Source organism: Crenalkalicoccus roseus (assembly GCF_004761865.1).
Lineage (GTDB): Bacteria > Pseudomonadota > Alphaproteobacteria > Acetobacterales > Acetobacteraceae > Crenalkalicoccus > Crenalkalicoccus roseus.
The window spans coordinates 217,637-240,250 of record NZ_SJDM01000003.1 but is presented as its reverse complement, the minus strand read 5'-3'; the positions used below and the strand labels follow the sequence as shown (position 1 = coordinate 240,250).

19 protein-coding genes are annotated in these 22,614 nt (G+C 73.6%); 7 read left to right on the top strand and 12 right to left on the bottom strand.

Annotated features, from left to right (window positions below):
• Nucleotides 1-43 precede the first annotated feature (43 nt).
• On the bottom strand, nucleotides 44-2,962 hold the full coding sequence (locus ET526_RS05010) for an FAD-binding and (Fe-S)-binding domain-containing protein (RefSeq protein WP_135466569.1): 2,919 nt from the start codon (nucleotides 2,960-2,962) through the stop codon (nucleotides 44-46).
• Nucleotides 2,963-3,125: 163 nt separating this feature from the next.
• Here ET526_RS05010 and ET526_RS05005 point away from each other — a divergent pair, with 163 nt between their 5' ends.
• Both ET526_RS05005 and ET526_RS05000 read left to right on the top strand, forming a co-directional pair.
• Nucleotides 3,126-4,310, top strand: a complete 1,185-nt coding sequence (locus ET526_RS05005) for a pyridoxal-phosphate-dependent aminotransferase family protein (RefSeq protein ID WP_135466568.1) — start codon at nucleotides 3,126-3,128, stop codon at nucleotides 4,308-4,310.
• 16 nt (nucleotides 4,311-4,326) lie between these two features.
• Complete coding sequence (locus tag ET526_RS05000; protein ID WP_135466567.1) at nucleotides 4,327-4,812, top strand: MaoC family dehydratase; 486 nt, start codon at nucleotides 4,327-4,329, stop codon at nucleotides 4,810-4,812.
• Nucleotides 4,813-4,816: 4 nt separating this feature from the next.
• Here the strand turns inward: ET526_RS05000 and ET526_RS04995 are convergent, their stop codons facing one another.
• Nucleotides 4,817-5,761: a Bug family tripartite tricarboxylate transporter substrate binding protein gene (locus ET526_RS04995; RefSeq protein ID WP_135466566.1), complete on the bottom strand. Its 945-nt coding sequence runs from the start codon at nucleotides 5,759-5,761 to the stop codon at nucleotides 4,817-4,819.
• 91 nt (nucleotides 5,762-5,852) lie between these two features.
• Entirely contained in the window at nucleotides 5,853-6,320 is a 468-nt protein-coding gene (locus tag ET526_RS21220) for a DUF4286 family protein (RefSeq protein WP_158295496.1), read from the bottom strand.
• Between the two features lie 78 nt (nucleotides 6,321-6,398).
• Here ET526_RS21220 and ET526_RS04990 point away from each other — a divergent pair, with 78 nt between their 5' ends.
• Genes ET526_RS04990 through ET526_RS04980 form a run of 3 tightly spaced genes read left to right on the top strand, consistent with a single transcriptional unit; the run spans nucleotide 6,399 to nucleotide 9,807 of the window.
• Entirely contained in the window at nucleotides 6,399-8,060 is a 1,662-nt protein-coding gene (locus ET526_RS04990; RefSeq protein ID WP_158295495.1) for a thiamine pyrophosphate-binding protein, read from the top strand.
• Nucleotides 8,061-8,080: 20 nt separating this feature from the next.
• Nucleotides 8,081-9,043, top strand: coding sequence for a 3-hydroxyacyl-CoA dehydrogenase family protein (locus tag ET526_RS04985; protein WP_135466564.1), 963 nt, complete (start codon nucleotides 8,081-8,083; stop codon nucleotides 9,041-9,043).
• A complete protein-coding gene (locus ET526_RS04980; RefSeq protein ID WP_135466563.1) occupies nucleotides 9,040-9,807 on the top strand; it encodes an SDR family NAD(P)-dependent oxidoreductase in 768 nt (255 codons plus the stop codon). Before ET526_RS04985 ends, ET526_RS04980 begins: the two co-directional genes overlap by 4 nt.
• A 96-nt stretch (nucleotides 9,808-9,903) precedes the next feature.
• Here ET526_RS04980 and ET526_RS04975 read toward each other — a convergent pair whose 3' ends face one another.
• Nucleotides 9,904-11,619, bottom strand: a complete 1,716-nt coding sequence (locus ET526_RS04975; protein WP_135466562.1) for an N-acyl-D-amino-acid deacylase family protein — start codon at nucleotides 11,617-11,619, stop codon at nucleotides 9,904-9,906.
• Between the two features lie 181 nt (nucleotides 11,620-11,800).
• Between ET526_RS04975 and ET526_RS04970 the strand changes: the two genes are divergently transcribed.
• Nucleotides 11,801-12,610, top strand: a complete 810-nt coding sequence (locus tag ET526_RS04970) for an enoyl-CoA hydratase-related protein (RefSeq protein WP_135466561.1) — start codon at nucleotides 11,801-11,803, stop codon at nucleotides 12,608-12,610.
• Nucleotides 12,611-12,645: 35 nt separating this feature from the next.
• Here the strand turns inward: ET526_RS04970 and ET526_RS04965 are convergent, their stop codons facing one another.
• The 4 genes from ET526_RS04965 to ET526_RS04950 all read right to left on the bottom strand — a co-directional run bounded on the left by ET526_RS04965 (nucleotide 12,646) and on the right by ET526_RS04950 (nucleotide 17,643).
• A complete protein-coding gene (locus ET526_RS04965) occupies nucleotides 12,646-14,964 on the bottom strand; it encodes a DUF3141 domain-containing protein (protein ID WP_135466560.1) in 2,319 nt (772 codons plus the stop codon).
• Nucleotides 14,965-15,049: 85 nt separating this feature from the next.
• Entirely contained in the window at nucleotides 15,050-15,478 is a 429-nt protein-coding gene (locus ET526_RS04960; RefSeq protein ID WP_158295494.1) for a methyltransferase family protein, read from the bottom strand.
• A 34-nt stretch (nucleotides 15,479-15,512) separates the two neighbouring features.
• Entirely contained in the window at nucleotides 15,513-16,340 is an 828-nt protein-coding gene (gene ygfZ, locus ET526_RS04955; RefSeq protein ID WP_135466558.1) for a CAF17-like 4Fe-4S cluster assembly/insertion protein YgfZ, read from the bottom strand.
• Between the two features lie 49 nt (nucleotides 16,341-16,389).
• Nucleotides 16,390-17,643, bottom strand: coding sequence for an MFS transporter (locus ET526_RS04950; protein WP_135466557.1), 1,254 nt, complete (start codon nucleotides 17,641-17,643; stop codon nucleotides 16,390-16,392).
• A 279-nt stretch (nucleotides 17,644-17,922) separates the two neighbouring features.
• Here ET526_RS04950 and ET526_RS04945 point away from each other — a divergent pair, with 279 nt between their 5' ends.
• Complete coding sequence (locus ET526_RS04945) at nucleotides 17,923-18,699, top strand: hypothetical protein (protein ID WP_135466556.1); 777 nt, start codon at nucleotides 17,923-17,925, stop codon at nucleotides 18,697-18,699.
• Between the two features lie 74 nt (nucleotides 18,700-18,773).
• On the opposite strand, the gene ET526_RS04940 is transcribed toward ET526_RS04945, so the two are convergent.
• From ET526_RS04940 to purL, 4 genes are all read right to left on the bottom strand, one after another.
• The gene (locus ET526_RS04940) at nucleotides 18,774-19,712 is read right to left on the bottom strand and encodes a glycosyltransferase family 2 protein (RefSeq protein WP_135466555.1); all 939 of its coding nucleotides are present in this window, start codon (nucleotides 19,710-19,712) and stop codon (nucleotides 18,774-18,776) included.
• A 92-nt stretch (nucleotides 19,713-19,804) separates the two neighbouring features.
• Nucleotides 19,805-20,143 (bottom strand): Grx4 family monothiol glutaredoxin, encoded by a 339-nt coding sequence (gene grxD, locus ET526_RS04935; protein ID WP_135466554.1) that lies wholly within the window; start codon nucleotides 20,141-20,143, stop codon nucleotides 19,805-19,807.
• A 14-nt stretch (nucleotides 20,144-20,157) separates the two neighbouring features.
• A complete protein-coding gene (locus ET526_RS04930; RefSeq protein ID WP_135466553.1) occupies nucleotides 20,158-20,391 on the bottom strand; it encodes a BolA family protein in 234 nt (77 codons plus the stop codon).
• A gap of 4 nt (nucleotides 20,392-20,395) precedes the next feature.
• Nucleotides 20,396-22,612 carry a phosphoribosylformylglycinamidine synthase subunit PurL gene (gene purL / locus ET526_RS04925; protein WP_135466552.1) on the bottom strand — a complete coding sequence of 739 codons (2,217 nt, stop codon included), beginning with the start codon at nucleotides 22,610-22,612 and terminating at the stop codon, nucleotides 20,396-20,398.
• Between the last annotated feature and the right edge of the window lie 2 nt (nucleotides 22,613-22,614).

Genomic DNA, 22,614 nt, shown 5'->3' with positions numbered 1-22,614 from the left:
AGCCGAGAGGGTGCTGCCGGACCAAGGCGGCGCGCCGGCCGGATCACGCCAGGGCGCGCTCCAGCACCCGCACGCTGTGCAGCGCCTCCCGCCCCGAGAGGTCCCGGATCTGGTGGCGGCAGGAGGTGCCGTCGGCGACGATCAGGTGCCCGGGTGGGGCGGCGCGCACCGCGGGCAGCAGGGAGAGCTCCGCCATCGCCCGCGACACCGCCTGGTGCTCCGCCTCGTAGCCGAAGCTGCCGGCCATGCCGCAGCAGGAGGAGGTGATGGGGGTCACCTTCAGGCCCGGGATCATGGCGAGCGTCGCCACCGCCGCGGGGAAGGCGCCGAAGCTCTTCTGGTGGCAGTGCCCATGGATGTGCGCTGCCGGCTCCGGCAGCGGCTTCAGGGAGAGGCGGGGCTTCTCCCGCGCCAGGAATTCCGAGAGCAGCAGCGCCCGCGCGGCGAGGTTCACCGCCGCCTCGCCCGGCAGCAGCGAGGGAAGCTCGTCGCGCAACGTCAGCAGCGAGGAAGGCTCGATGCCGATCACCGGCGCGGCGAATCGGGACAGCGCCTCGAGCGTCCGCCGCGCCTCCGCCCGCGCCTCCTCCACCAGCCCGGCGGCGAGCAGGGTGCGCCCCTCGTCGAGGGGTCGGCGCCCGCGCGGCGGCCGCGCCACCGCCGGCCGGTAGCCGGCGGCGGAAAGCACGCGGGCGGCGGCGCGGAGGTTCTCCGGCTCGAAGTAGCGGTTGAACAGGTCGGGAAAGAGGATCACCTCGCCCTCCCGCCCTTGCGGCGCCGGCAGCTCTTCGTCGCGGAAGGCGTCGCGGCGGAAGCGGGGCAGGGGGCGGTCGGCGGCGAGGCCGAGCGCGCGCTCGCCGAGCGCGGCGAGGCCGGGGATGCGGCCGCGCGCGTTGGCGAGGATGGAGAGGCGGCTCGCCAGCGGCGCCCAGCGCGGCAGGGTGGCGATCAGCCGCGCGCGGGCACCGATGCCGCGCCGGCGCGCCCGCGCCGCCAGGGCCTCGATCTTCATCCGCGCCATGTCGACCCCGGTCGGGCACTCGCGCCGGCAGCCCTTGCAGGAGACGCAGAGGGCGAGCGCCTCCTGCACCTCGTCCGAGGCCAGGGCGCCGGGGCCGAGCTGGCCGGTCAGCGCGAGGCGCAGCGTGTTGGCCCGCCCGCGCGTGACGTGCTTCTCATCGCGCGTGACGCGGTAGGAGGGGCACATCACGCCGGCGTCGAATTTCCGGCAGGTGCCGTTGTTGTTGCACATCTCGACCGCGCCGAGCAGCCCGCCTTGCGGGCCCGGCCAGGCCGACCAGTCGAGCGCCGGGGCCACCGACGGGTCGGCGGCGTAGCCGGGCGGGTAGCGGAACAGGCTGCGGTCGTCCATGCGCGGCGCGCGCACGATGCGGCCGGGGTTGAGCAGGCCGCGCGGATCGAAGGCGTCCTTCACCGCCTCGAAGGCGGCGACCAGGCGCAGGCCGAACATCGCCTCGTGGAATTCGGAGCGCACGATGCCATCCCCGTGCTCGCCGGAGTGGCTGCCCTTGTACTCGCGCACCAGGGCGAAGCACTCCTCGGCGATGGTGCGCATGCGGCGCACCTCGCCCGGATCTTTCATGTTCAGCACCGGGCGGACATGCAGGCAGCCGACCGAGGCGTGGGCGTACCAGGTTCCCTTCGTGCCGTACCGCTCGAACACCGCGTTCAGCCGCTCGGTGAAGTCGGCGAGGTCGGGGAGGGCGACGGCGCAGTCCTCGATGAAGGAGACCGGCTTCCCGTCCCCCTTCATGCTCATCATGATGTTGAGTCCGGCCTCGCGCACCTCGGCGATCGCCGCCTGGAAGGTGGCGTCGGTCGCGCGCACCACGGCGCCGGGATGGCCGAGATCGCCCATCATCTCCTCCAGCCGGCCGAGGGCGGCGAGCAGCGGCGCCTCCTCATGGCCGTGGAATTCGACGATCAGCAGGCTGTCCGGCTCGCCGATGAGCATCCTCTCGATCGTCGCGCGGTAGATCGGGATGGAGCGGCCGAGCTCGATCATGGTGCGGTCCACCAGCTCCACCGCCTCCGGATCGAGGGTGACGAGGTGCTGCGCCGCCTCCATCGCCTTGCGGAAGGTCGGGAACTGGCAGATGCCGAGCACCTTGCGCGGCTTCACCGGCCAGAGCCTGAGATCGAGCGCGGCGGAGAAGGCGAGCGTCCCCTCGCTGCCCACTAGGAGCCGCGCCAGGTTGCCGCGCCCGGCGGCGCGCGCCGCCGGGGTCAGCGCGTCGATGTTGTAGCCGCCGACGCGGCGCAGCACGGCGGGAAAGCGCGCCGCGATCTCCTCCGCCTCCCGCGCGCCGAGGGCGCGCAGGCGCTGGACCAGCTCGGCGATTCCGGGCGGGACATCGGCGCCGAGATTGTCGGGCAGCTCGCCGAAGCGGAAGCGGCTGCCATCGGCGAGCAGCGCGTCTATGGCGTGCACATTGTCCGCCATGAGCCCGTAGCGGATGGATTTGGCGCCGCAGGAGTTGTTGCCCGCCATGCCGCCGATGGTGCAGCGCGCCCAGGTGGAGGGGTCCACCGGGAAGAACAGCCCGTGCGGCTTCAGCGCCTCGTTCAGCGCGCCGAGGGTGATGCCGGGCTCGACCGTCGCGCGCTGCCCCTCCGGGTCCACCGCGAGCACGCCGCGCAGATGCTTGCTGCAATCCAGCACCAGGGCGCGGTTCACCGTCTGCCCGCACTGGCTGGTGCCGCCGCCGCGCGGCAGCACCGGAATGCCCTCCTCACGGCAGATCGCCAGCGCCGCCTCCACGTCGGCGACGGTGCGCGGCACCAGCACGCCCACCGGCTCGATCTGGTAGATGGAGGCGTCGGTGGCGTAGCGGCCGCGGTCGCCGGGGGCGAAGAGCACCTCGCCCTGCGTCTCCCGCCGCAGCCGCGCGGCGAGGCGGCTGTCGCCGATGCGCTCGCGTGGAATGGTGAAGGCGTTCATGCCAGGATCCCTTGCGGCCCGGCCGGTCGCCGGGCAGTCCCTGCCTATAGCGGGGCCGGGGCCGGACGTCCGATCTATAATCCTCATCAATAAGACAAGGCGTTTTCATTGGTGCCGGACAATGAGGCGCCCCATAACACCAGCACTGCGGAGGGGAGACCCCATGGCCTACTACCAGTCGAAGCCCGTCGCCGGCCGGCATTTCCTGCAGATCCCGGGCCCGACCAACGTGCCGGACCGAGTGCTGCGTGCCATCGACAACCCGACGATGGACCATCGCGGGCCGGATTTCGGCCGCTTCGGCAAGGCGCTGCTCGAGAAGGTGCGGGCGGTCTTCAAGACCAGGTCGCATGTGGTGATCTACCCCGCCTCCGGCACCGGCGCCTGGGAGGCGGCGCTGACCAACACCCTCTCCCCCGGCGACCGCGTGCTGATGTGCGAGACCGGCTGGTTCGCCACGCTGTGGCGGGAGATGGCGGAGCGGCTCGGGCTGCGCCCCGACTTCATCCACACCGACTGGCGGCGGGGCGCCGACGTCGCCGCGATCGAGGCGCGGCTGCGCGAGGACAAGGCGCACGAGATCAGGGCGGTCTGCGTCGTGCACAACGAGACCTCGACCGGTGCCACCTCGCGCATCGACGAGGTGCGGCGGGCGATGGACGCCGCCGGCCACCCGGCGCTGCTGCTGGTGGACACCATCTCCTCCCTCGCCTCGATCGACTACCGGCACGACGAGTGGGGCGTGGACGTGACGGTGGCGGGCAGCCAGAAGGGGCTGATGCTGCCGCCCGGCCTGTCCTTCAACGCCATCTCGGAGAAGGCACTGAAGGCGAGCGAGACGGCGCGGCTGCCGCGCAGCTTCTGGGACTGGAAGCCGATGCTCGCGGCCAACGCCACCGGCTACTTCCCCTACACCCCGGCGACCAACCTGCTCTACGGCCTGGACGCGGCGGTGGACATGCTGCTGGAGGAGGGGCTGGAGAACGTCTTCGCCCGCCACGACCGCCACGCCGAGGCGACGCGCCGCGCGGTGCGCGCCTGGGGGCTCGAGATCCAGTGCGAGGATCCGCGGCACTACTCCTCCAGCCTCACCGCGGTGCGGGTGCCGGAGGGGCACAGTGCCAACGCGCTGCGCGCCACCATCCTGGAGCGGTTCAACATGAGCCTCGGCAACGGGCTCGGCCAGCTCAACGACCGGGTGTTCCGCATCGGCCATCTCGGCGATTTCGGAGACCTGCAGCTCGTCGGTACGCTGGGCGGGGTGGAGATGGGGCTGCGCGCGGCCGGCGTGCCGCACCGGCCGGGCGGCGTCCAGGCGGCGCTCGACTACCTCTCCGGCAACGCCTGAGCGGCGCGGCGGCGCCATGGCGGAAGGCTTCGATCCCCGCGCCCACCGGCTCGTGGAGCGGCAGCGCTGGTTCGAGGATTTCGCCCTCGGCGAGCGCTTCGTGCTGCCGAGCCGCACCATGACGAGCGGCCTGTTCGCCGCCTTCCAGGCCGCTTCCGGCGACAACCACCCAATCCACTACGACCGCGAATTCTGCCGCGCCCGCGGCCTGCCGGAGATGCTGGCGCACGGCTTCCAAGTGGTGATCCAGAGCTGCGCCGGAGCCGGCCTCTTCCCCCACATGGTGGAGGAGTCGCTCAAGGGCTTCATCGAGCAGTCGAGCCGCTTCCTGCACCCGGTGCTGCTCGGCGACACCCTCTACCCCGTGCTGACGGTGGACGAGCTGACGCCGCAGCGCAGCACCGGCATCCTCGGCCTCGCCAGCGCCATCCGCAACCAGCGCGGCGTGCTGGTGATGGAGGGCCGGCAGCGCTACCTGCTGCGCCGCCGACCCGCCTCCTGAGGCGTCACTCCGCCTGGCGCAGGCCCGTCTTTTCGATCAGCTCCGCGTACTTCACCACCTCCTGCCGCACGAACTCGCCGAATTCGTGCCGGTTCAGGTAGCGGATCGGGTGCGCGGCGCGCGTCATGCCCTCGACGACGGAGGGGGTACGCAGCGTGCGCGCGCAGGCGGCGTCGATGCGGTCCAGCACCGCTTCCGGCGTACCGGCCGGCGCCCACATCCCGGTCCAGAGCGGGAAGACCAGATCCACCCCCTGTTCCCGCGCCGTCGGCGTGTCGGGGTATTCCGGCAGCCGCTCCTCGCCGAACACGGCGACGGCGTGCAGCCCGTACTGGTGCACGAGGTTCGCCTCCGCCGTCAGCAGCGGCACGGTGCCGGCCAGCATGGCGAGCATCGCATCGCCCGAGCCGCGGTAGGGGATGTGGGTCATCTGGATGCCGAGCGCGCGCGTCAGCCCCGTCATTGCCAGGTGGCCGAGCCCGCCGACGCCGCCCGAGGCGTAGGGCATCTGCCCTCCCGCGGCGCGCGCCCGCTCGACAATGTCCGCGATGGTGCGGATGCCCGTGGCCTTCGGCGTCATCAGCACCGCCGGCGCCTGCGCCACCATGCAGATCGGCGCAAGCTGGTCGGCGCGGTAGGGCGGCCGGGCGAGGAAGCTCGGCTGGATCGCCACCGCCGCCATGGAGGTGAGCAGCAGCGTCGAACCGTCCGGCCGCGCGCGCACCACCTCCGAGGTGCCGATCGTGCCGGTGGCGCCGCCGACATTGCGGATGATCACCGGGTTGCCGAGCTGCTCGGCGAAGACCGGCTGGATCAGCCGGCCGATGATGTCCGTTCCGCCCCCGGCCGGCCAGGGGATGATGAGCTGCACCTGCGCCGCCGCCGGCGCCGTCGTGGCGGCGAGCAGAACACCGGCGAGCAGCAGCGCCCGCCGCGCCAGGGTCCACATGAACGTCTCCTCTCCCAGCGGTCCGCATGGGTCTGCGGATCCGCAGGCGAGGCTAGCGAAGCCGCCGGCGCCACGGCAACATCGCCGCGGCTCAGCCCTGCGCCAGGAGGCGCCGCAGGTGGCGGCGGGAGTCGCGGAACAGGGCGCGCATGCGCAGCGTCCATTCGGTGCTGCGCGCCGCCTCCCATTCCGGCGTGCGGTTGGCGTCGGGGCGGCTGAAGCGATAGGCGGCGAGGAGGTTGGGCCTGCCCCCGTCCAGCCGCTGGTAGCGCGTGCCGCCGAGGCAGCCGGGGCAGGCGGTGAGCATCGGCAGGTGCTCCTTCTCGTACCACTCGAACACCGCCGGCAGATCCTCCTCCGCCACGTCGAGCTCGACCGTGTAGAGGAAGGGGGAGGGGCGGGAGACGTCACCGAGCGAGGCGAGGAAGCGGTAAGGGATGGCGCCCGCCGGGGCGGGGCCCTGTGGCGCCTCGATCCAGGTCACCACCTCCGAGGGGTTCTCGATGTCCGCGTAGCGCGGCCCCTCGCCGCGTCCCGGCAGGATGAGCAGATCGGCCATGGCGTCCTTCCTCTTCCGCGCCGCCTGCGCCTTGACCGAGGCGCCGCGCCGCAACAGGCTGCCCCGGACGGAAGGGGGATGTCCATGAACGGCGCGGAATGGCTGGCGCGCAGCCTGCATGCCTCCGGGCAGACGCATCTTTTCTTCGTGGATGCGGTGCTGCGGCGCACCCTGCTGGAATGCGAGCGCCTCGGCGTGCAGCCGGTGCTGGCGCACACCGAGAAGGCGGCCGCCTACATGGCGGACGGCTACGCGCGCATCGCCGGGCGGCCCGGCGTGGTGGCGGCGCAGTCGGTCGGCGCGGCGAACCTCGCGGCGGGGCTGCAGGACGCCTTCCTCGCACGCAGCCCGGTGCTGGCGCTGACCGGGCGCAAGCCCACCGCGATGCAGCACCGCAACGCCTACCAGGAGGTGGCGCACGCGCCGCTCTTCGCGCCCGTCACGAAATTCGCCGCCAGCCTCGACGGCGCCGAGGACCTGCCCCGGCAGTTCCGCCAGGCCTGGGCGGCCGCCGTGGGGGCGCCGCCGCGGCCGGTGCATCTCGACCTCAACGGGCTGATGGGCGAGCTGGTGGAGGCCGGCGCCACCGAGGCGCCGCTCGCCGCGCTCGGCGCCTGGCGCGCCCCGGCGCACCGTCCGGCCGCCGACCCGGCGGCGGTGGAGGCGGCGGCGGAGGCGCTGCTCTCGACCGGGAAGCTGGCGATCGTCGCCGGAGACGGCGCTGCGCTCTCCGGCTGCGGGGCGGAACTGCTGGCGCTGGCCGAGGCGCTGCACGCGCCGATCGCCACCTCGCTCGGCGCCCGCGGCATCGTCCCGACGCGCCACCCGCTGCATGTCGGCGTGGTCGGCACCTACTCCGCCCCGCCGGCCAACCGCGTGGTGCACGCGGCGGAGATGGTGCTGTTCGTCGGCTGCGACACCGGCGACCAGGTGACCCATGCCTGGCGCGTCCCGGCGCCGGGGGCGCGGGTGGTGCAGATAGACGCCGACCCGCTGGAGTTCCACCGCAGCTACCCGGCCGAGGTGGCGCTGCTCGGCGACCCCAGGGTGACGCTGGCGACGCTGCTCACCGCGCTCGGCCAACCCGGGCGGGATGGCGGCTTCGCCGCCTGGGCGCAGCAGCAGGTGGAGGCATGGCGCGCCTCGGTCGCGCCGCGGCTGGCGAGCAACGCCCTGCCGATCGATCCGGCGCGGCTCTGCGCCGAGATCACGCGGGCGCTGCCGGCGGACGGTATCCTGGTGGCCGACACCGGCTATTCCGGCATCTGGACTGGCACGCTGGTCGAGATGCAGCCGGGGCAGACCTATCTGCGCGCTGCCGGCTCGCTCGGCTGGGCCTTCCCGGCGGCGCTCGGCGCGAAATGCGCCGCGCCGGCGCGGAAGGTGCTCTGCTGGTCGGGCGACGGCGCGCTCTACTACCACCTGGCGGAGCTGGAGACGGCGCGGCGGCGCGGCATCGCTGTGGTGCTGCTGGTGAACAACAACTCGGGCTTCGGCCAGGGCTGGCCCAACCTGCGCCGCCAGGCCGGCAACCGGCCGGGCGCGGCGGAGGCGCTGCTGCGCTTCGGCCCCACCGACTTCATCGAGGTGGCGCGCAGCTTCGGCGTTCGCGGCATCCGCGTCGAGCGGGCGCAGCAGATCGCCGGCGCGCTTGCCGAGGCGCTGGCGGCGGAGGAGACGGTGGTGGTGGACGTCGTCACCGACATCGAGAGCCGAGCGCCGGAACCCTGGACGCCCTGAGGCAGAGGAGGATGCATCCCATGGCGAGAGTCGCCGTCATCGGCGCCGGCACGATGGGTCACGCGCTGGCGCTGGTCTTCGCCCTCGGCGGCCACCGTGTCCGCCTGACCGACAGCAACCCGGAAACGCTGGCCCGGGCGCAGGGGCTGATGGAGAAGGCCCTCGCCACCCTCGCCGCCGGCGGGGAGGCGCCGGCGGAGTGGACCTCCGCCCATCTCGCCCAGGCGGTGACGCGCCATGAGAGCCTGGAGGAGACGGTGGACGGCGCCGAGCTGATCGTGGAGGCGATCATCGAGACGCCGGAGGCGAAGCGCGCGCTGTTCGAGCGGCTCGACGCGCTCGCCCCGGCGGAGGCGGTGATCGCCAGCAACACCAGCCATCTCGACGTCTTCCCGCTGATCCCGGCGCGCCGCCAGCGGAAGGCGATGATCGCGCACTGGTACACGCCGCCCTACCTCGTGGATCTCGTGGACCTGGTGCCGGGGCCGGACTGCGACCCGGCGGCGGTGGACGGCGTGGAGGCGATGCTGGTCGCGATGGGCAAGAAGCCGGTCCGGCTGCGCAAATTCGTCCCTGGCTACGTCGCCAACCGCATCCAGGCCGCGATCGGGCTCGAGGTGCAGCACCTGCTGGACGAGGGGGTGGCGAGCGCCGAGGAGATAGACGCGGCGATCATCCACGGCCTGGCGCTGCGCTGGCCGATCCTCGCGGTCTTCGCCAAGGCCGACTTCACCGGCCTGCCGCTGATGCAGGCGGTGCTGGCGAACCGCAGCTACTCCCCGCCGCCGGTGCGCGGCCGCAGCGAGACGCTGGACCGGCTGCTCGCCGAGGGCCGCACCGGCGTGCTGGCCGGCGCCGGCTACTACGACTGGTCCGGCAAGGATCCGGCGGCGCTGTTCGAGGAGCGCGACCGGCGCCTGATCGCGCTGAAGCGGGCGCTGCGCGGGATCGGCACCATGGCAGGGCTGGAGCGCAGGCTGTGATCCGCTGCGACCTCAAGGGACGCGCCGCGCTGGTGACCGGCGCCGCCTCCGGCATCGGCCTCGCCACCGCGACGATGCTGGCCGAGAACGGCTGCCGCGTCGCAGTCAACCACCTGCCCGAGGATGCGCGCGGCCCGGAGCAGGTGGCGGCGCTGCGCGCGCGCGGCCTCGACGCGATCGGCGTGGCCGGGAATGTCGGGGTGGCGGGCGAGTGCGAGGCGATGGTGGAGAAGGCCATTGCGGATCTCGGCAGGCTCGACTTCCTGGTGAACAACGCGGGCACGCCGGGCACCAGCACCACGATCCCGCCGGCGGAGCTCGGCCGCATCACCGACGAGCTGTGGAGAGCCGTGATCGACGTGAACCTGCTCGGCGTCTTCCGCTGCACCAAGGCGGCGGCGCCGGCGCTGAAGGCCGCGGGCGGCGCGGTGGTGAGCGTGGCGAGCATCGCCGGCCTCGACAGCCCGGGATCCTCCATGGCCTATGGCGCGACCAAGGCGGGGGTGATCAGCCTGACCAAGAACCTGGCCCGCGCGCTGGCGCCGGAGGTGCGGGTGAACGCCGTCGCCCCGGGCGCGGTGGACAGTTCCTGGATGATCCGGTGGACCGAGGAGCAACGCGCGAGTTCCATCGACAAGGCGCTGCTCAGGCGCCGCTGCCGGCCGGAGGATCTGGCGGAGGTGATCCTGTTCCTGCTGGCCGGCGCCGCCATGGTGACCGGCCAGACCATCGTGGTGGATGGCGGGCTGACGCTGGGCCGGTAGCGCGGGTCCGCTCCGCGAAGGATGGGCTGGAGCCGTTTCCGCCGGCACAGCCGGGTGGAAGCGGCTCCAGGGCATCGCCCGTTCGGGCAGTGCGCCCTATCCCGCGCAGCGCACCAGGCGGCCGGGCAGGGCCCCGGTCGGTTCCCCATCGCGGTAGGTGACCTGGCCGGACTGCACGGTGGCGACATAGCCCCGCGCCCGCTGCATCAGCCGCCGCCCGCCGGCCGGCAGGTCCCACAGCATCTCAGGGCGATGCAGCGACAGGCGGTCGAAGTCGATCACGTTGAGATCCGCCTTCATGCCCGGCGCCAGCACGCCGCGGTCCGCGAGCCCCGCCGCGCGGGCGGTGTCGGAGGTCAGGCGGCGCACCAGCTCCTCCACCGGGAAGGTGCCCTCCCCGCGGTCGCGGCCCCAATAGGCCAGCAGGAAGGTCGGGAAGCTGCCGTCGGAGATGAAGCCGACATGCGCCCCGCCGTCGGAGAGGCCGACGATGGCGTTGGGGTGGCGCAGAAGCTCCGCGCTCGCGCCGAGGGTGTAGTCGGCATAGTTGGTCAGCGGCGCGAAGAGGAAGCTGCGGCCCTCGTCGGCTAGAAGCATGTCGTAGGCCACCTCCTCCGGGCTGCGCCCCTCGCGCGCCGCCATGGCGGCGACGCTCGTCTCCTTCGGCGGCGTGTAGTCGGGCGGGTCGCCGAAGGGGAACATGCGCTCGAAGGAAAGGCGGGTGATGAGGGGGAAGGTGCTGCCCCTCACGCGGTCCTCGGAGAGGATGCGGGCGCGCACCGCCGCATCGCGCATCGCCGCCACCCGCTGCTCGAGCGGCAGGTGGGCGATCGCCTTGTAGGTGTCGGTGCCGCTGAACGGGTTCTGGCTGCCGAGCAGGCCGAGCAGGATGCCGATCGGCCGCGGTGGGAAGACGGGGCGGATCGGCAGCCCCTCCGCCGCCGCCCGGTTGGAGAGCGCCAGCAGCTCCTTCCACGCCTCGGTGCGGTCGTGGCGCGCGGTCAGGGAGAAGACGATCGGCCGCCCCGAGCGCTCGGCGATGCGGCGGACCATGGCGAACTCCGTCGCCGGGTCGGGCTCGTTCCAGTCCGATACCAGCTCCAGGAAGCCGGCCCCCGCCTCGCGCAGGCCGAGCGCGATGCCGGTCAGCTCGTCCTCCTGCGCGCGGAGGGTGGGGGTGGGATCGCCCTTCAGCGTCTTGTGGCTGATGGTGCGGCTCGTGGAGAAGCCGAAGGCGCCGGCGCGCACCGCCTCCGCGACGATGTCGCGCATCTGCGCGATGTCGGCCTCGTTCGCGTTCTCGAGCCGCAGCGCACGCTCGCCCATCACGTGCACGCGCACCGCGGCATGGGGGACCAGGGCGCAGATGTCCACGTCGTGCGGCCTGGTCGCCAGCACCTCCATGTATTCCGGGAAGCTCCGCCAGGAGAAGCGCAGCCCCTCGTGCAGAACCGGGCCGGGGATGTCCTCCACCCCCTCCATCAGCTCGATCAGCCGGTCCTCCTCGCCGGGGCGGACCGGGGCGAAGCCGACGCCGCAATTGCCCATCACCACCGTGGTCACGCCGTGCAGGGAGGAGGGCGCCAGGCGGGAATCCCACACCGCCTGGCCGTCGTAATGGGTGTGGATGTCCACGAAGCCAGGCGTGACCAGCTTCCCCCTGGCGTCGATCTCCTCCCGCCCGCGCCCCGGCACCGCGCCGACCGCGGCGATGCGGCCATCCGCGATGGCGACATCGGCCTCGAAGAGCGGGCGGCCGGTCCCGTCCGCCACCGTGCCGCCGCGGATGACCAGATCGGCCTCGACTGCCATGTCCGTTTCCTCTCTCGCCTCTTGACTCCGGAAGAGGGTAGGGGAGGCGGCCGCCCCGGCCAACCCCGGCAGGACGCCGCGCCGGCAACGGGAACGTTCCGGCAGAAGGCGGCGCCCCGCCTTGCCGCGCCGCCAGGGGGGCGGAGAATGCGCCCGCCTCTTCGTCGGAAGGACCACGACCATGCAGCTCGCCGCCCTGGACCGGCCGCTCTCCACCCTCCGCCTCGCCGAGCCCGCGGAGCATGTGCTCCTCGTCACGCTGAACCGGCCGGAGCGCGCCAACGCCTTCACCACGGAGATGGGCGCGGAGCTGCTGCACGTCTTCCAGGCGCTGGAGGCGGAGCCCGGCGCCTATCGCTGCGTGGTGCTGACCGGGGCGGGGGAGCGCGCCTTCTGCGCCGGCGCCGACCTGAAGGAGCGCGACGGCATGACGGACGAGCAATTCGCCCGTCAGCACTATCTGTTCGAGCGCATGGCGCGCGCCGTCCTCGCCTGCCCGCCGCCGCTGCTCGGCGCCGTCAACGGCGCCGCCTTCGCCGGCGGGCTGGAGCTCGCGCTGTGCTGCGACTTCGCCTATGCCAGCGAGGCGGCGCGCTTCGCGCTCACCGAGGTGACGCTCGGCATCATGCCCGGCGCCGGCGGCACGCAGAACCTGCCGCGTGCCATCGGCGAGCGCCGCGCCAAGGAGGTGATCCTGACCGGCCGCCCCTTCTCCGCGCAGCAGGCGCTGGAATGGGGGCTGGTGAACCGCCTCTGCCCGCCGGGAGAGGTGCTGCCGGCGGTGCTGGAGACGGCGCGGGCCATCGCCGCCAACGCGCCGCTCTCGGTCCGCCAGGCAAAGAAGGCGATCACCCAGGGGCTGCAGATGGACCGCGCCTCCGGCATGCTGTTCGAGATCGAGGCCTATTACCAGCTCATCCCCACCGAGGACCGGCAGGAGGGCATCCGCGCCTTCAACGAGAAGCGCAGGCCGGCCTTCAAGGGGCGCTGAGCGTGGCCCGGGCGCCCGGCGCCCGGGCCGTCGCGTCAATCCGCCACGCCGTGCGGCACCGCGGCGGCGTGGAAGGGCATCGTGGCGAAGGGTGCCGCGTTGCGCGGCGGCGCCGCGTCCTGGCCGAGGACGGCGCGGATCTGCTGCAGCATGGCCCGCGCCGCCTCGCCCAGCTCCTCCTCCGGCCCCGCCACGCCCTCGACGGCCTCCATGGCGCGCCGGCGCTCGGCCGGGTCCGGCAGCAGGTCGGGCAGGGTGGCGAGGGCCTCCGCCTGGGCCATGGTGCAGATCACGGTCTGCTGACGGATCATCGCCCCGCGCGCCTCCGGCGTCATGTCGGCGAAGGGCTTCTCCTTCTGCAGCAGCGCGTTGGAGCGGGCGAGGCGGGAGCGGCGCACGCCGCCGCGCGCCTGCGCCAGCAGGATCATCATCCGCACCACCGCCTCGGCGTAGCCGCCCTCGCCGATGCGGGCCAGCGCGGCGCGCACCTCGGGCGCCGAGGCGAGGTCGCTCGCCGCCGGCCCCTCCGGCGCCTCCGCCCCGGCGGCGCCGGCTGCGGCGAGCCAGCCATAGACCGCGTGGAAGGCGGTTTCGGTCCAGGCGTCGCGCGCGTCCCGCCACAGGTCGATCATGCGCTCCACCCCGTCGGCCCAGGCGCGCTCCCAGGCGAGGAAGGGGTTGGCCGGGGCGGCCGGCATGCGGTGGCGGCGGACGAGGTCGGCCATCACCGCCACCGGCGCCATCAGCGGGTTGTAGTCGCTGATCAGGCTGCGGCGCAGGCGCAGCGGGTGCATCTGCCGGCGCAGCTCGGCGCCACGCTCGGTCACCCACTGGCGCAGCACGGGCGCCGCCAGCACGTCGTAGACGCCCTGGTTCACGCCGGAGATCTTGGCCACCGCCGGGAAGGCCTCGTTGGTCGCCTCGCCGCTGCGGGCGCGGACATCGGCGATCCTCCGCTCCTTCAGCTCGACGTGCCAGCCGCCGTCCGCCTCCGGCTCGATCAGCAGCTCGTAGAGGCCGGGCGCGACGGAGTCGATCAGCTCGACGATCGAGGCGATCTCGCTGTGCTCCTTCTTCGCCACCGCCCCGGAGACGAAGATGCCGAGATGCCCGATCTCCTCGTGCACCAGGTAGACGATGGTCTGGCCGAGCGCCTTGATCTCCTGCTCGTCCCGGTAGACGTCGGCGATCCAGCGCAGCGCCTGGCCGGGCGGGGTGATGTTGTCCCCGGCCGAGGCGAAGACGATCACCGGGCAGCGGATGGCGCGCATGTTGAAGGTGGCGCCGTTGCCGGCGGCGATCTCGCCGGAGGCGAAGCGGTTGCCGATGAACAGGTTCTCGACGATCCACAGGATCTCGTCCCGGTTCATCAGGAAGTAGCCGCCCCACCAGCGGTCGAATTCCAGGAACCGCTCGATCTCGGTGTCGGCGCTGGCGTAGACGTTGAAGTACTTGCGGAACCAGGTGTTGCCGGGCGACAGCGCCTCGAAGTTCAGCACCAGGTTGGCGCCGTCGAACTTGCCGTTGCCGAGGTCGGCGAGCAGCGCCGCCGGCCAGGAGCCGCCGGCGAGGCCGCCGAGGTAGCGCATCGGGTTCCGCCCGCGCTCGCCCGCCCAGTAGGAGAGCGGGGCGCCGTTCAGCACCAGCGCGCCGGCGAGTTCCGGCTGCGCGGCGGCGAGCATCATCACCGCCCAGCCGCCCTGGCAGTTGCCGATCACCACCGGCTTCGGCGCCTGCGGGTGCCGCTCGTGCACGACGCGGAGGAAGACCGTCTCGGCCGCGGTGATGTCGAGGACGGTCTGCTTCGGCTCCGGATCGCGGAAGAACACCACGAAATAGACCGGATGGCCGCGGCGCAGCGCCACGCCGACCTGGCTGTCGGACTTGAAGCCGCCGATGCCGGCGCCATGGCCCGCGCGCGGGTCGATGATGACGAAGGGGCGGAGCTTCGGGTCGGTCGGCGGGTAGCCCTGGGGCGGGACGATGCGCACCAGGGCGTAGTTCACCGGGCGGCGGAGGGTGCGCCCGTCCGTCACCATCTCCCACTCGAAGACCAGGACGGGGGGGCAGCCGGCGCGCTCGTGCTCGATGAAGGCGTTGCCCGCCCGGCGCATGGCGTCCCAGAACAGGGTCAGGCGCTGGCCGGCGTCGAGCAGGTATTCCGCCGCGTCCTGGGCCAGGGCGGCGGGACGGGGCGGCGGCGGCGGGGCGGGGGGCTGCAGCGCCGGCAGCAGCGCCGCGGCATGGCGCCCGGCCATGTCCGCCATCGCGCGCGCCTGGCCGAGCACGCGCGACATGGTCTCGGCGCCGCGGGCCAGCAATTCCCGCCCCGGAGGCGGGGTTACCATCGTCATCTAGGGCAGATCCTGTGCAAACGGGACATGTTGCAATGCAACATGGAGGATGTCCAGAGGGTTCCCGGAAGGAGGGGAAGGCGGGCTACATCCAGCGCCGCACCCGCCTGCGGTAGGCCTCGTAGGCCGGGCCGAAACGGGCGGCGAGATAGGCCTCCTCGCGCGCGATCACCAGCCGGTCGAGCAGGAGCAGACTCGCGAAGACGGCTACCCACCCCCAGAGGTCCCCCCAGCGCAGCGCGAAGCCGGCGGCGGCGAGCAGGAAGCCGAGATAGATCGGGTTGCGGCTGAAGCGGAACGGCCCCTCCTCCACCAGCGCCGCATCCGGCCGGTCCGGCCGCGGGTCGGTGCCGGCGCGCAGCATCACCGCGAGCGCCCACAGGATCAGCCCGAGCGCGACCAGGATCACCGCCAGCCCCAGCGCGGGCAGCGGCTCGGCGACCGGCAGCGGCAGCAGGCGCCGCAGCCCCCAGGCGGCGAGCACCAGCCCGCCGACCAGGAGCGGCGGCGGCACACGCACCCCCGGGCCATGATCGGACGCCGCCATCTCAGGCGGCGCTGCGCGAGGGCAGCACCATCCAGGAGGGGATTTCCGCCGTCAGGGCAGCGTCCCCGCAGCGCAGCGGGCGGCCGTCCAGCGCCTCCAGCCGCAGGAGGGCAAGGCCGCGCCCGTCGCGGCCGGAGCGCATCTGCCCCACCTCCGCCCCCTCCGAGGCCACCGGCGTGCCGCGCGCGGGCAGGGGGCCCGCCACCGCCACCGGCACCAGGCGGCGCTTGAGCAGGCCGCGATACCTGGTCCGCGCCGTCAGCTCCTGGCCCATGTAGCAGCCCTTGGTCCAGGAGATGCCCTGCAGCTCGTCGAAGCCGGCCTCCAGCAGCACGGTCTGCTCCGCCTCCAGGTCGCGGGACCCGTCGGGCAGGCCGAGGCGCAGGCGGTGCAGGTCCCACGCCTCGGCGCCGGCATCGGCCTCGGGCAGCGGCGCCGGGGCGAGGGCGCGCCAGCCCGCCTCGGGCAGCCTGGGGTCAGGCGCGGCGGGAATGCCCTCGGGCAGCGGCGCCCCGCCCCAGCCGACATGGACCGCGAAGCCCTCCGGGGCCTCGCGGAGGGCCACGCGCGCCCGCAGGCGGAAGCGCGAGAGCCGCTGCAGCAGCATCGCGGCGTGGCCGCGCTCGCAGTCCAGCAGCAGCCGCTCGCTCTCGGCGAAGATGAAGAAGTCGGCCAGCCACTTGCCCTGGGGGGTGAGGAAGGCGGCCCAGACGGCGCGCCCCGGCGCGGCCTGGGCGACGTCGTTGGAGACGAGGCCCTGCAGGAAGGCGACGCGGTCCTCCCCCGCCACCTCCAGCACGGCCCGCTCCGGCAGATGCGCGATCGGCATGAGAAGGAGGTGGCGCGGAATCGCCCCGGCCGCAACCTGCTTCGCGCCCTCAGCTCCGCAGCGCGTTGGCCGGCGCCTCCCGCGGCCACAGCGCCGCCCGCCAGCGCAGCGCGATCGCCAGCGCGCAGGCGAGGCCGCAGGCGGCGTAGAGCGTCGCCGTGTCGCGGAAGCCGAGGCGCTCGATCAGCGGGCCGGCCAGCAGCAGCCCGACCGGCAGGCCATAGACGGCGAGCATCCGCACCCCCATGACCCGGCCGCGGAAATTCTCCTTCGCCACGCGCAGCAGCAGCACCGCCATCGGCACCTGGCTCAGGCTCTGCGCGAAGCCGGCGAGGGCGAGCATCGCCATGCCGCCGGCCGCGGTCTCGGCGCGCGAGAAGCCGATCAGCAGCACGTACCAGAGGGTGCAGGCGATCAGCATGGTCCGCCCCGGCCGCACCCGCCCCGCCCAGGCGCTGAGCAGCAGCGAGCCGAGCAGCGCGCCGCCGGCGAAACTGGCCGCCAGGTAGCCGAGGCCGGTGCGGTCGGTGCCGTACACCTCCCGCGCCACATAGGGCAGCAGCCCCCCCGAGAGCGGAAAGGCGGTGAGGTTGACCAGGAAGGCGAGGCTGATCGCCGCCAGCAGGGCCGGCGTGGTCCAGACATGGGCGAAGCCGTCCCCAAGGTCCCGCCAGGGCGAGGCGGCGGGCGGGGGCGCCGGCCCCTCCCGGCGCGGCCGGCCGATGCCGAGGGTGAGCAGGAAGGCGAGCAGGTAGAGGCCGGTGATCACCAGATAGGCGAGCCCCATGCCGAGCGCCGCCGCCACCGCCACCCCGGCCAGCGCTCCCATCACCCGCGCCGAATCGGCGGTGGTGCGGCCGAGGCCCATCGCCCCCATCAGCACGCCGGGCGGCATGGTGGTGGCGATGACGGCGTTGCGCATGCCGATATCGGAGGGGCGGACCAGCCCGGTCAGCGCCGCGATGACGAAGACCTCCGCCGGGCCGAGCCGGCCGGTCAGCGCCAGTGCCGCCAGCGTCGCCGCCAGCGCCGCGTAGCAGGCCCGCATGGCGCAGAGCACGGTGCGGTGGCCGATGCGGTCGCCCATCACCCCGAACATCGGGGCGATCAGCGTGCCGAGGAATTGCAGCGAGGCGAAGACGGTCAGCCAGACGACGGAGCCGGTCTCGACCAGGATGAACCAGCCGAGGATCAGGGTCTCCATCTCGAAGGCCCAGGAGGTGGCGAGGTCGGCCGGCCACTGGAAGCGGAAGCTGCGCTGCCCGAAGGGCGCGAGGAGCGAGGCGCGCCGTGTCGTGCTCACCCTTCGCCGCCCCGCATGATCCCGAATCCTCCCCGGCCGGCCGATTGTGGGGCAATCCTCGGGCCGGTCGAGGGGGAAGCGGCGCGGCCGCTGCCGCGCCTGGAGCCGTTTCCACGCGGCTGCGGTCGCGGAAGACGGCTCCAGCCCATTGTGTTCAGGGCGGAGTCGCGCTCCCGGCCGGTTCCAGCCATCCGCGCTCCGCCCTGGCCATGGCGGACCCGCCCTCGGAACGGGCCGCGCGCCGGCTCCGGCGGTTGCGGGGCGGCAGCGCCGCGCCACATGCGTCGCATGGGCCCGCTCCGCCTGCTCAACCTGGTCCTGCCGCCGCTGCAGCCCCTGGCGGGCGCCCTGGCGCCGGTCTTCGGGGTCGGCACCACCATCGCCGCGATGACGGAGCAGAGCCGGACCCCGGCGGTGCCCGCCGGCTATGCCTTCGGCATCTGGAGCCTGCTGTTCCTGCTCGCCATCCTCTACGGGATCTGGCAGGCGCTGCCGGCGCAGCGGGACAGCCGGCTGCTTGCGGCGCTGCGCGGCCCGCTGGCGCTGGCCTTCGCGCTGAACATCGCCTGGATGCTCGCCGCCCAGCTTCTCGGCAATGGCTGGCACCTGGTGCTGATCATGGGAGGGCTGGTGGCGGCGACGCTGACCGCCCTCGGCCGCGTGGTCCGCGCCCCGCCCGCGAGCGGGGCGGAGCGGTGGCTGGTGCGGCCCCTGGCCGGCCTGCTCGCCGGCTGGATCTCCGCCGCCACCTTCGCCAACCTCTCCATCACCGCGCGCTGGGCGGGGTTCGGCTGGTTCGGCCTGTCGGAGAGCGGCGCCGCGGCGCTGGTGGTGCTGCTCGCCGCGGGCTTCGGTGCCGCGGTGCTGCTGCGCCTGCACGGCGCGCCCTGGTATGCCGCCGGCCTCGCCTGGGCGCTGCTGGCCATCCTCGTCGCCAATCTCTGGCTCCGCCTCCCCGATCCCGCAACGGCGCTCGCCGCGGCCCTTGGGCTGGCGGCGGTGGTTCTGGCCGCCTTCCTCGGGCGGCGCCGCGCCCGAGGCGCCGCCGCGGGCTGAGGGTGGATCACGCTGCCGCCCCTTGCCGCGCGGTTGCCTCACCGCCCCGGCGGTCCGCCGCTTTGGAGCGGGCGCTACCCGGCCCGCGCCTCGAAGGGGCTGCGCAGCCCGGTGGGCAGCAGGGGAAGGAGATGCGCCGCGGCGAGCAGCAGCGCCCGCTTCGGGCTCGGCGCCGCGGCGACGGAGGCGCGCAGGCGCCGCAGCCCGGCCCCGCGCGCCCCCTGACGGATCAGCTCCCGCCCGAGGATCCAGGCCGCCTCCGCCTCCGCACGCCGCCGCAGCGCCGCGCACCGCTCGGGGCCGAGGCGCTCCACCAGCAGGGGGTTGCCGAAGATGGCGGCGATGGCGGGCGCGAGGGCCGAGGGGTCCCGCGCCAGCCGCTCGCAGGCGCGGCCGGGACGGCGGCGGACGAACAGCACGGGGTCGGGGCCGGGCGCCGCCGCGTAGGGGCCGAGGAGGGCCAGGCGCACCCAGTATTCCCAATCGGCACCGAAGCGGAGATGCGCGAGCGGAGGCCCGGCCAGCCGCACCGCCTCCCGCCGCAGCAGGACATGGCCGCCATTGGCGAAGCGGTTGCCGATGCAGAGGCGCTCCAGGCAGTCCCCCTCGGGGGGAGAGCCACCATGGGTCCAAAGCGCTGCTTCGGGCGTGGCATCTTCGGCCACGAAAGCGAAGGGACCGGCCGCGCCCACCGCCGCCGGCGCCGCCTCCAGCGCCAGGACGAGGCGCTCCAGCGCGTCCGGGGCGAGCCAGTCCTCGGCCTCGAGGAACAGGAGCGCCTCTCCCCGCGCCACCGCGAGCGCCGCCTTGCGCGTCTCCGGTCCGGCAGGCAGCAGGGCGAAGCGAGGATCACGCCGCGCCGCCACCGCCGCCTCGCCACCGCCCATCACCAGCGCCTCCCAATCCGGGAAGGACTGGGCACGCAGGCTGTCGAGCGCCATGCCGAGGCGGCGATCCTCTCCCGGGGCGCGGATCAGGACGGAGACGGCGGGAAGCGGCGTCGGGCGCGGCATGGGGGAAGGATCCCATGCCCAGCGGCGCGGCCGGCTTCAAAGCTCCGCGCAGGGGTGCCGGCAAGGCGCCGGCGGCCGCCTTCGCCGGCCGATCAGGCCTCGGCCGAGGTCGGGATGCCCTTCTCCTTCAGCAGCGCCTGCAGCTCGCCCGACTGGTACATCTCCATGACGATGTCGCAGCCGCCGACGAACTCTCCCTTCACGTAGAGCTGCGGGATGGTCGGCCAGTTGGTGAACTGCTTGATGCCCTCACGCAGCTCCATGTCCTCGAGCACGTTCACGCCCTTGAAGGGCACGCCGACATGGCTGAGGATCTGCACCACGCGCGCGGAGAAGCCGCATTGCGGGAAGACCGGCGTGCCCTTCATGTAGAGCACCACCGGGTTCTCCTTGATCTCGTTCTCGATGCGCTCGAAGACGGGGTTGGTCATCAGGGCGTCACTCCTCAATCAGGGGCCGAGGTCTGCAGGGCGAGGGCGTGCAGCTCCCCCCCCATGCGGCCGCGCAGCGCGGCATAGACCATCTGGTGCTGCTGCACGCGGCTCTTGCCGCGGAAGGCCTCGGAGACGACGGTGGCGGCGTAGTGGTCGCCGTCGCCGGCCAGGTCCTCGATCGTCACCTGGGCGTCCGGCAGGGCCGCCTTGATCAGCGCCTCGATCTCCGCCGGCTGCATCGCCATCCGCTCATCCTCCCTCCATCAGCGCCGGCAGGGTGGCCTCGTGCGCCGCCCGCAGGCTCGCAACGGATATGGACCGCCCGTCCGGGAGAACCAAGGCCCCCTCCGCCGTGCTGCGGCCGAGGCGGGCGGCGGGGACGCCGGCGGCGCGCGCGGCCGCGAGCAGGGGCGCGGCCTCGGCCACCGCCAGCACGTAGCGCCCCTGATCCTCGCCGAACCAGAAGGCGTGCGGGGGCAGGCCGGCGGGAGGCGCCTCGAGCACGGCGCCGGCGCCGGAGGCCATCGCCATCTCCGCCACCGCCACCAGCAGCCCGCCATCGGAGCAGTCGTGGCAGGCGCGCACGGCGCCGGCCAGGATGCGGGCGCGGACGAACTCGCCGTTGCGCCGCTCGGCGGCGAGGTCCACGGGCGGCGGCGCGCCCTCCTCCCGCCCCGCGATCTCGCGCAGCCAGAGCGACTGGCCGAGCCAGCCCCGGGTCTCCCCCACCAGCACCAGCTCGCAGCCGGGCGGCAGGGCGAGGCCGACCGCCTGCGTCACCCGCTCCAGCACGCCGACGCCGCCGATCGCCGGGGTGGGCAGGATCGCCCGACCTTCGGTCTCGTTGTAGAGGGAGACGTTGCCCGAGACGACCGGGAAGTCGAGCGCAGCGCAGGCCGCCGCCATGCCGCGCACCGCGGCGGCGAACTGGCCCATGATCTCCGGCTTCTCGGGGTTGCCGAAATTCATGTTGTCGGTGATCGCGAGCGGCGTGGCGCCGACGGCGGTGATGTTGCGCCAGGCCTCGGCCACCGCCTGCTTTCCGCCCTCCTCGGGGTCGGCGGCGCAGTAGCGCGGTGTGCAGTCGGTGGTGAGCGCAAGCGCGCGGGCGTGGTCCTCGATGCGCACCACGGCGGCGTCCGCCGCGCCCGGCCGCTTCGCCGTCTGCCCGCCCACCATGCTGTCGTACTGGTCCCAGATCCAGCGGCGGGAGCAGAGGTCGGGGCAGGCGACCAGTCGCTCGAGCGCTGCCGGGATCCCCACCGGGTCGGGAACCGAAGCGGCGTCGAGCACGGGCGGCTTCGGCGTCTCGGCGGTGGGGCGGCGGTAGAGCGGCGCCTCGGATTCCAGCGGCGCGAGGGGGATGTCGGCCTCCACCCGGCCCTGGTGGCGGATGACGATGCGCCCCGAATCGGTCAGGCGGCCGATGACCGCGAAGTCCAGCTCCCACTTGCGGAAGATCCGCTCCGCCTCGGCCTCGCGGCCGGGCTTCAGGATCATCAGCATCCGCTCCTGGCTCTCGGAGAGCATCATCTCGTAGGCGGTCATGCCGCTCTCGCGTTGCGGCACCGCGTCGAGGTCGAGCTCGATGCCCATGCCGCCCTTGCCGGCCATCTCGACCGAGGAGCTGGTCAGGCCGGCCGCGCCCATGTCCTGGATGGCGACGATGGCGTCGGTTTCCATCAGCTCCATGCAGGCCTCGATCAGCAGCTTCTCGCTGAACGGGTCGCCGATCTGGACGGTGGGCCGCTTCTCCTCGCTGTCGGCGCTGAACTCGGCCGAGGCCATGGTGGCGCCGTGGATGCCGTCGCGCCCGGTCTTGGAGCCGACATAGACCACCGGGTTCCCGACGCCGGTCGCGCGCGCGTAGAAGATGCGGTCGGCGCGGGCGATGCCGACCGTCATGGCGTTGACCAGCGGGTTGCCGTTGTAGGCGGGGTGGAAATTCACCTCGCCCCCCACGGTCGGCACGCCGACGCAATTGCCGTAGCCGCCGATGCCGCGCACCACGCCGTCCAGGATGCGCCGGGTCAGCGGCAGCTTGGGATCGCCGAAGCGCAGCGCGTTCAGGTTGGCGACCGGGCGCGCGCCCATGGTGAAGACGTCGCGGAGGATGCCGCCCACCCCGGTCGCCGCGCCCTGGTAGGGCTCGATGAAGGAGGGGTGGTTGTGGCTCTCCATCTTGAAGACGGCGGCCAGCCCCTCGCCGATGGCGATCACGCCGGCGTTCTCGCCCGGGCCCTGGATCACCCAGGGCGCCTTCGTCGGCAGCTCGCGCAGCCAGACGCGGCTCGACTTGTAGGAGCAGTGCTCGGACCACATGACCGAGAAGATGCCGAGTTCGGTCAGGGAAGGTGCGCGGCCGAGGATCGCCAGCACGCGCTCGTACTCGTCAGGCTTCAGGCCGAACTCGGCGGCGAGCTGCGCGGCGCGGTCGGAGGGGAGGGGGGAGGGGGCGTCGGTCATGG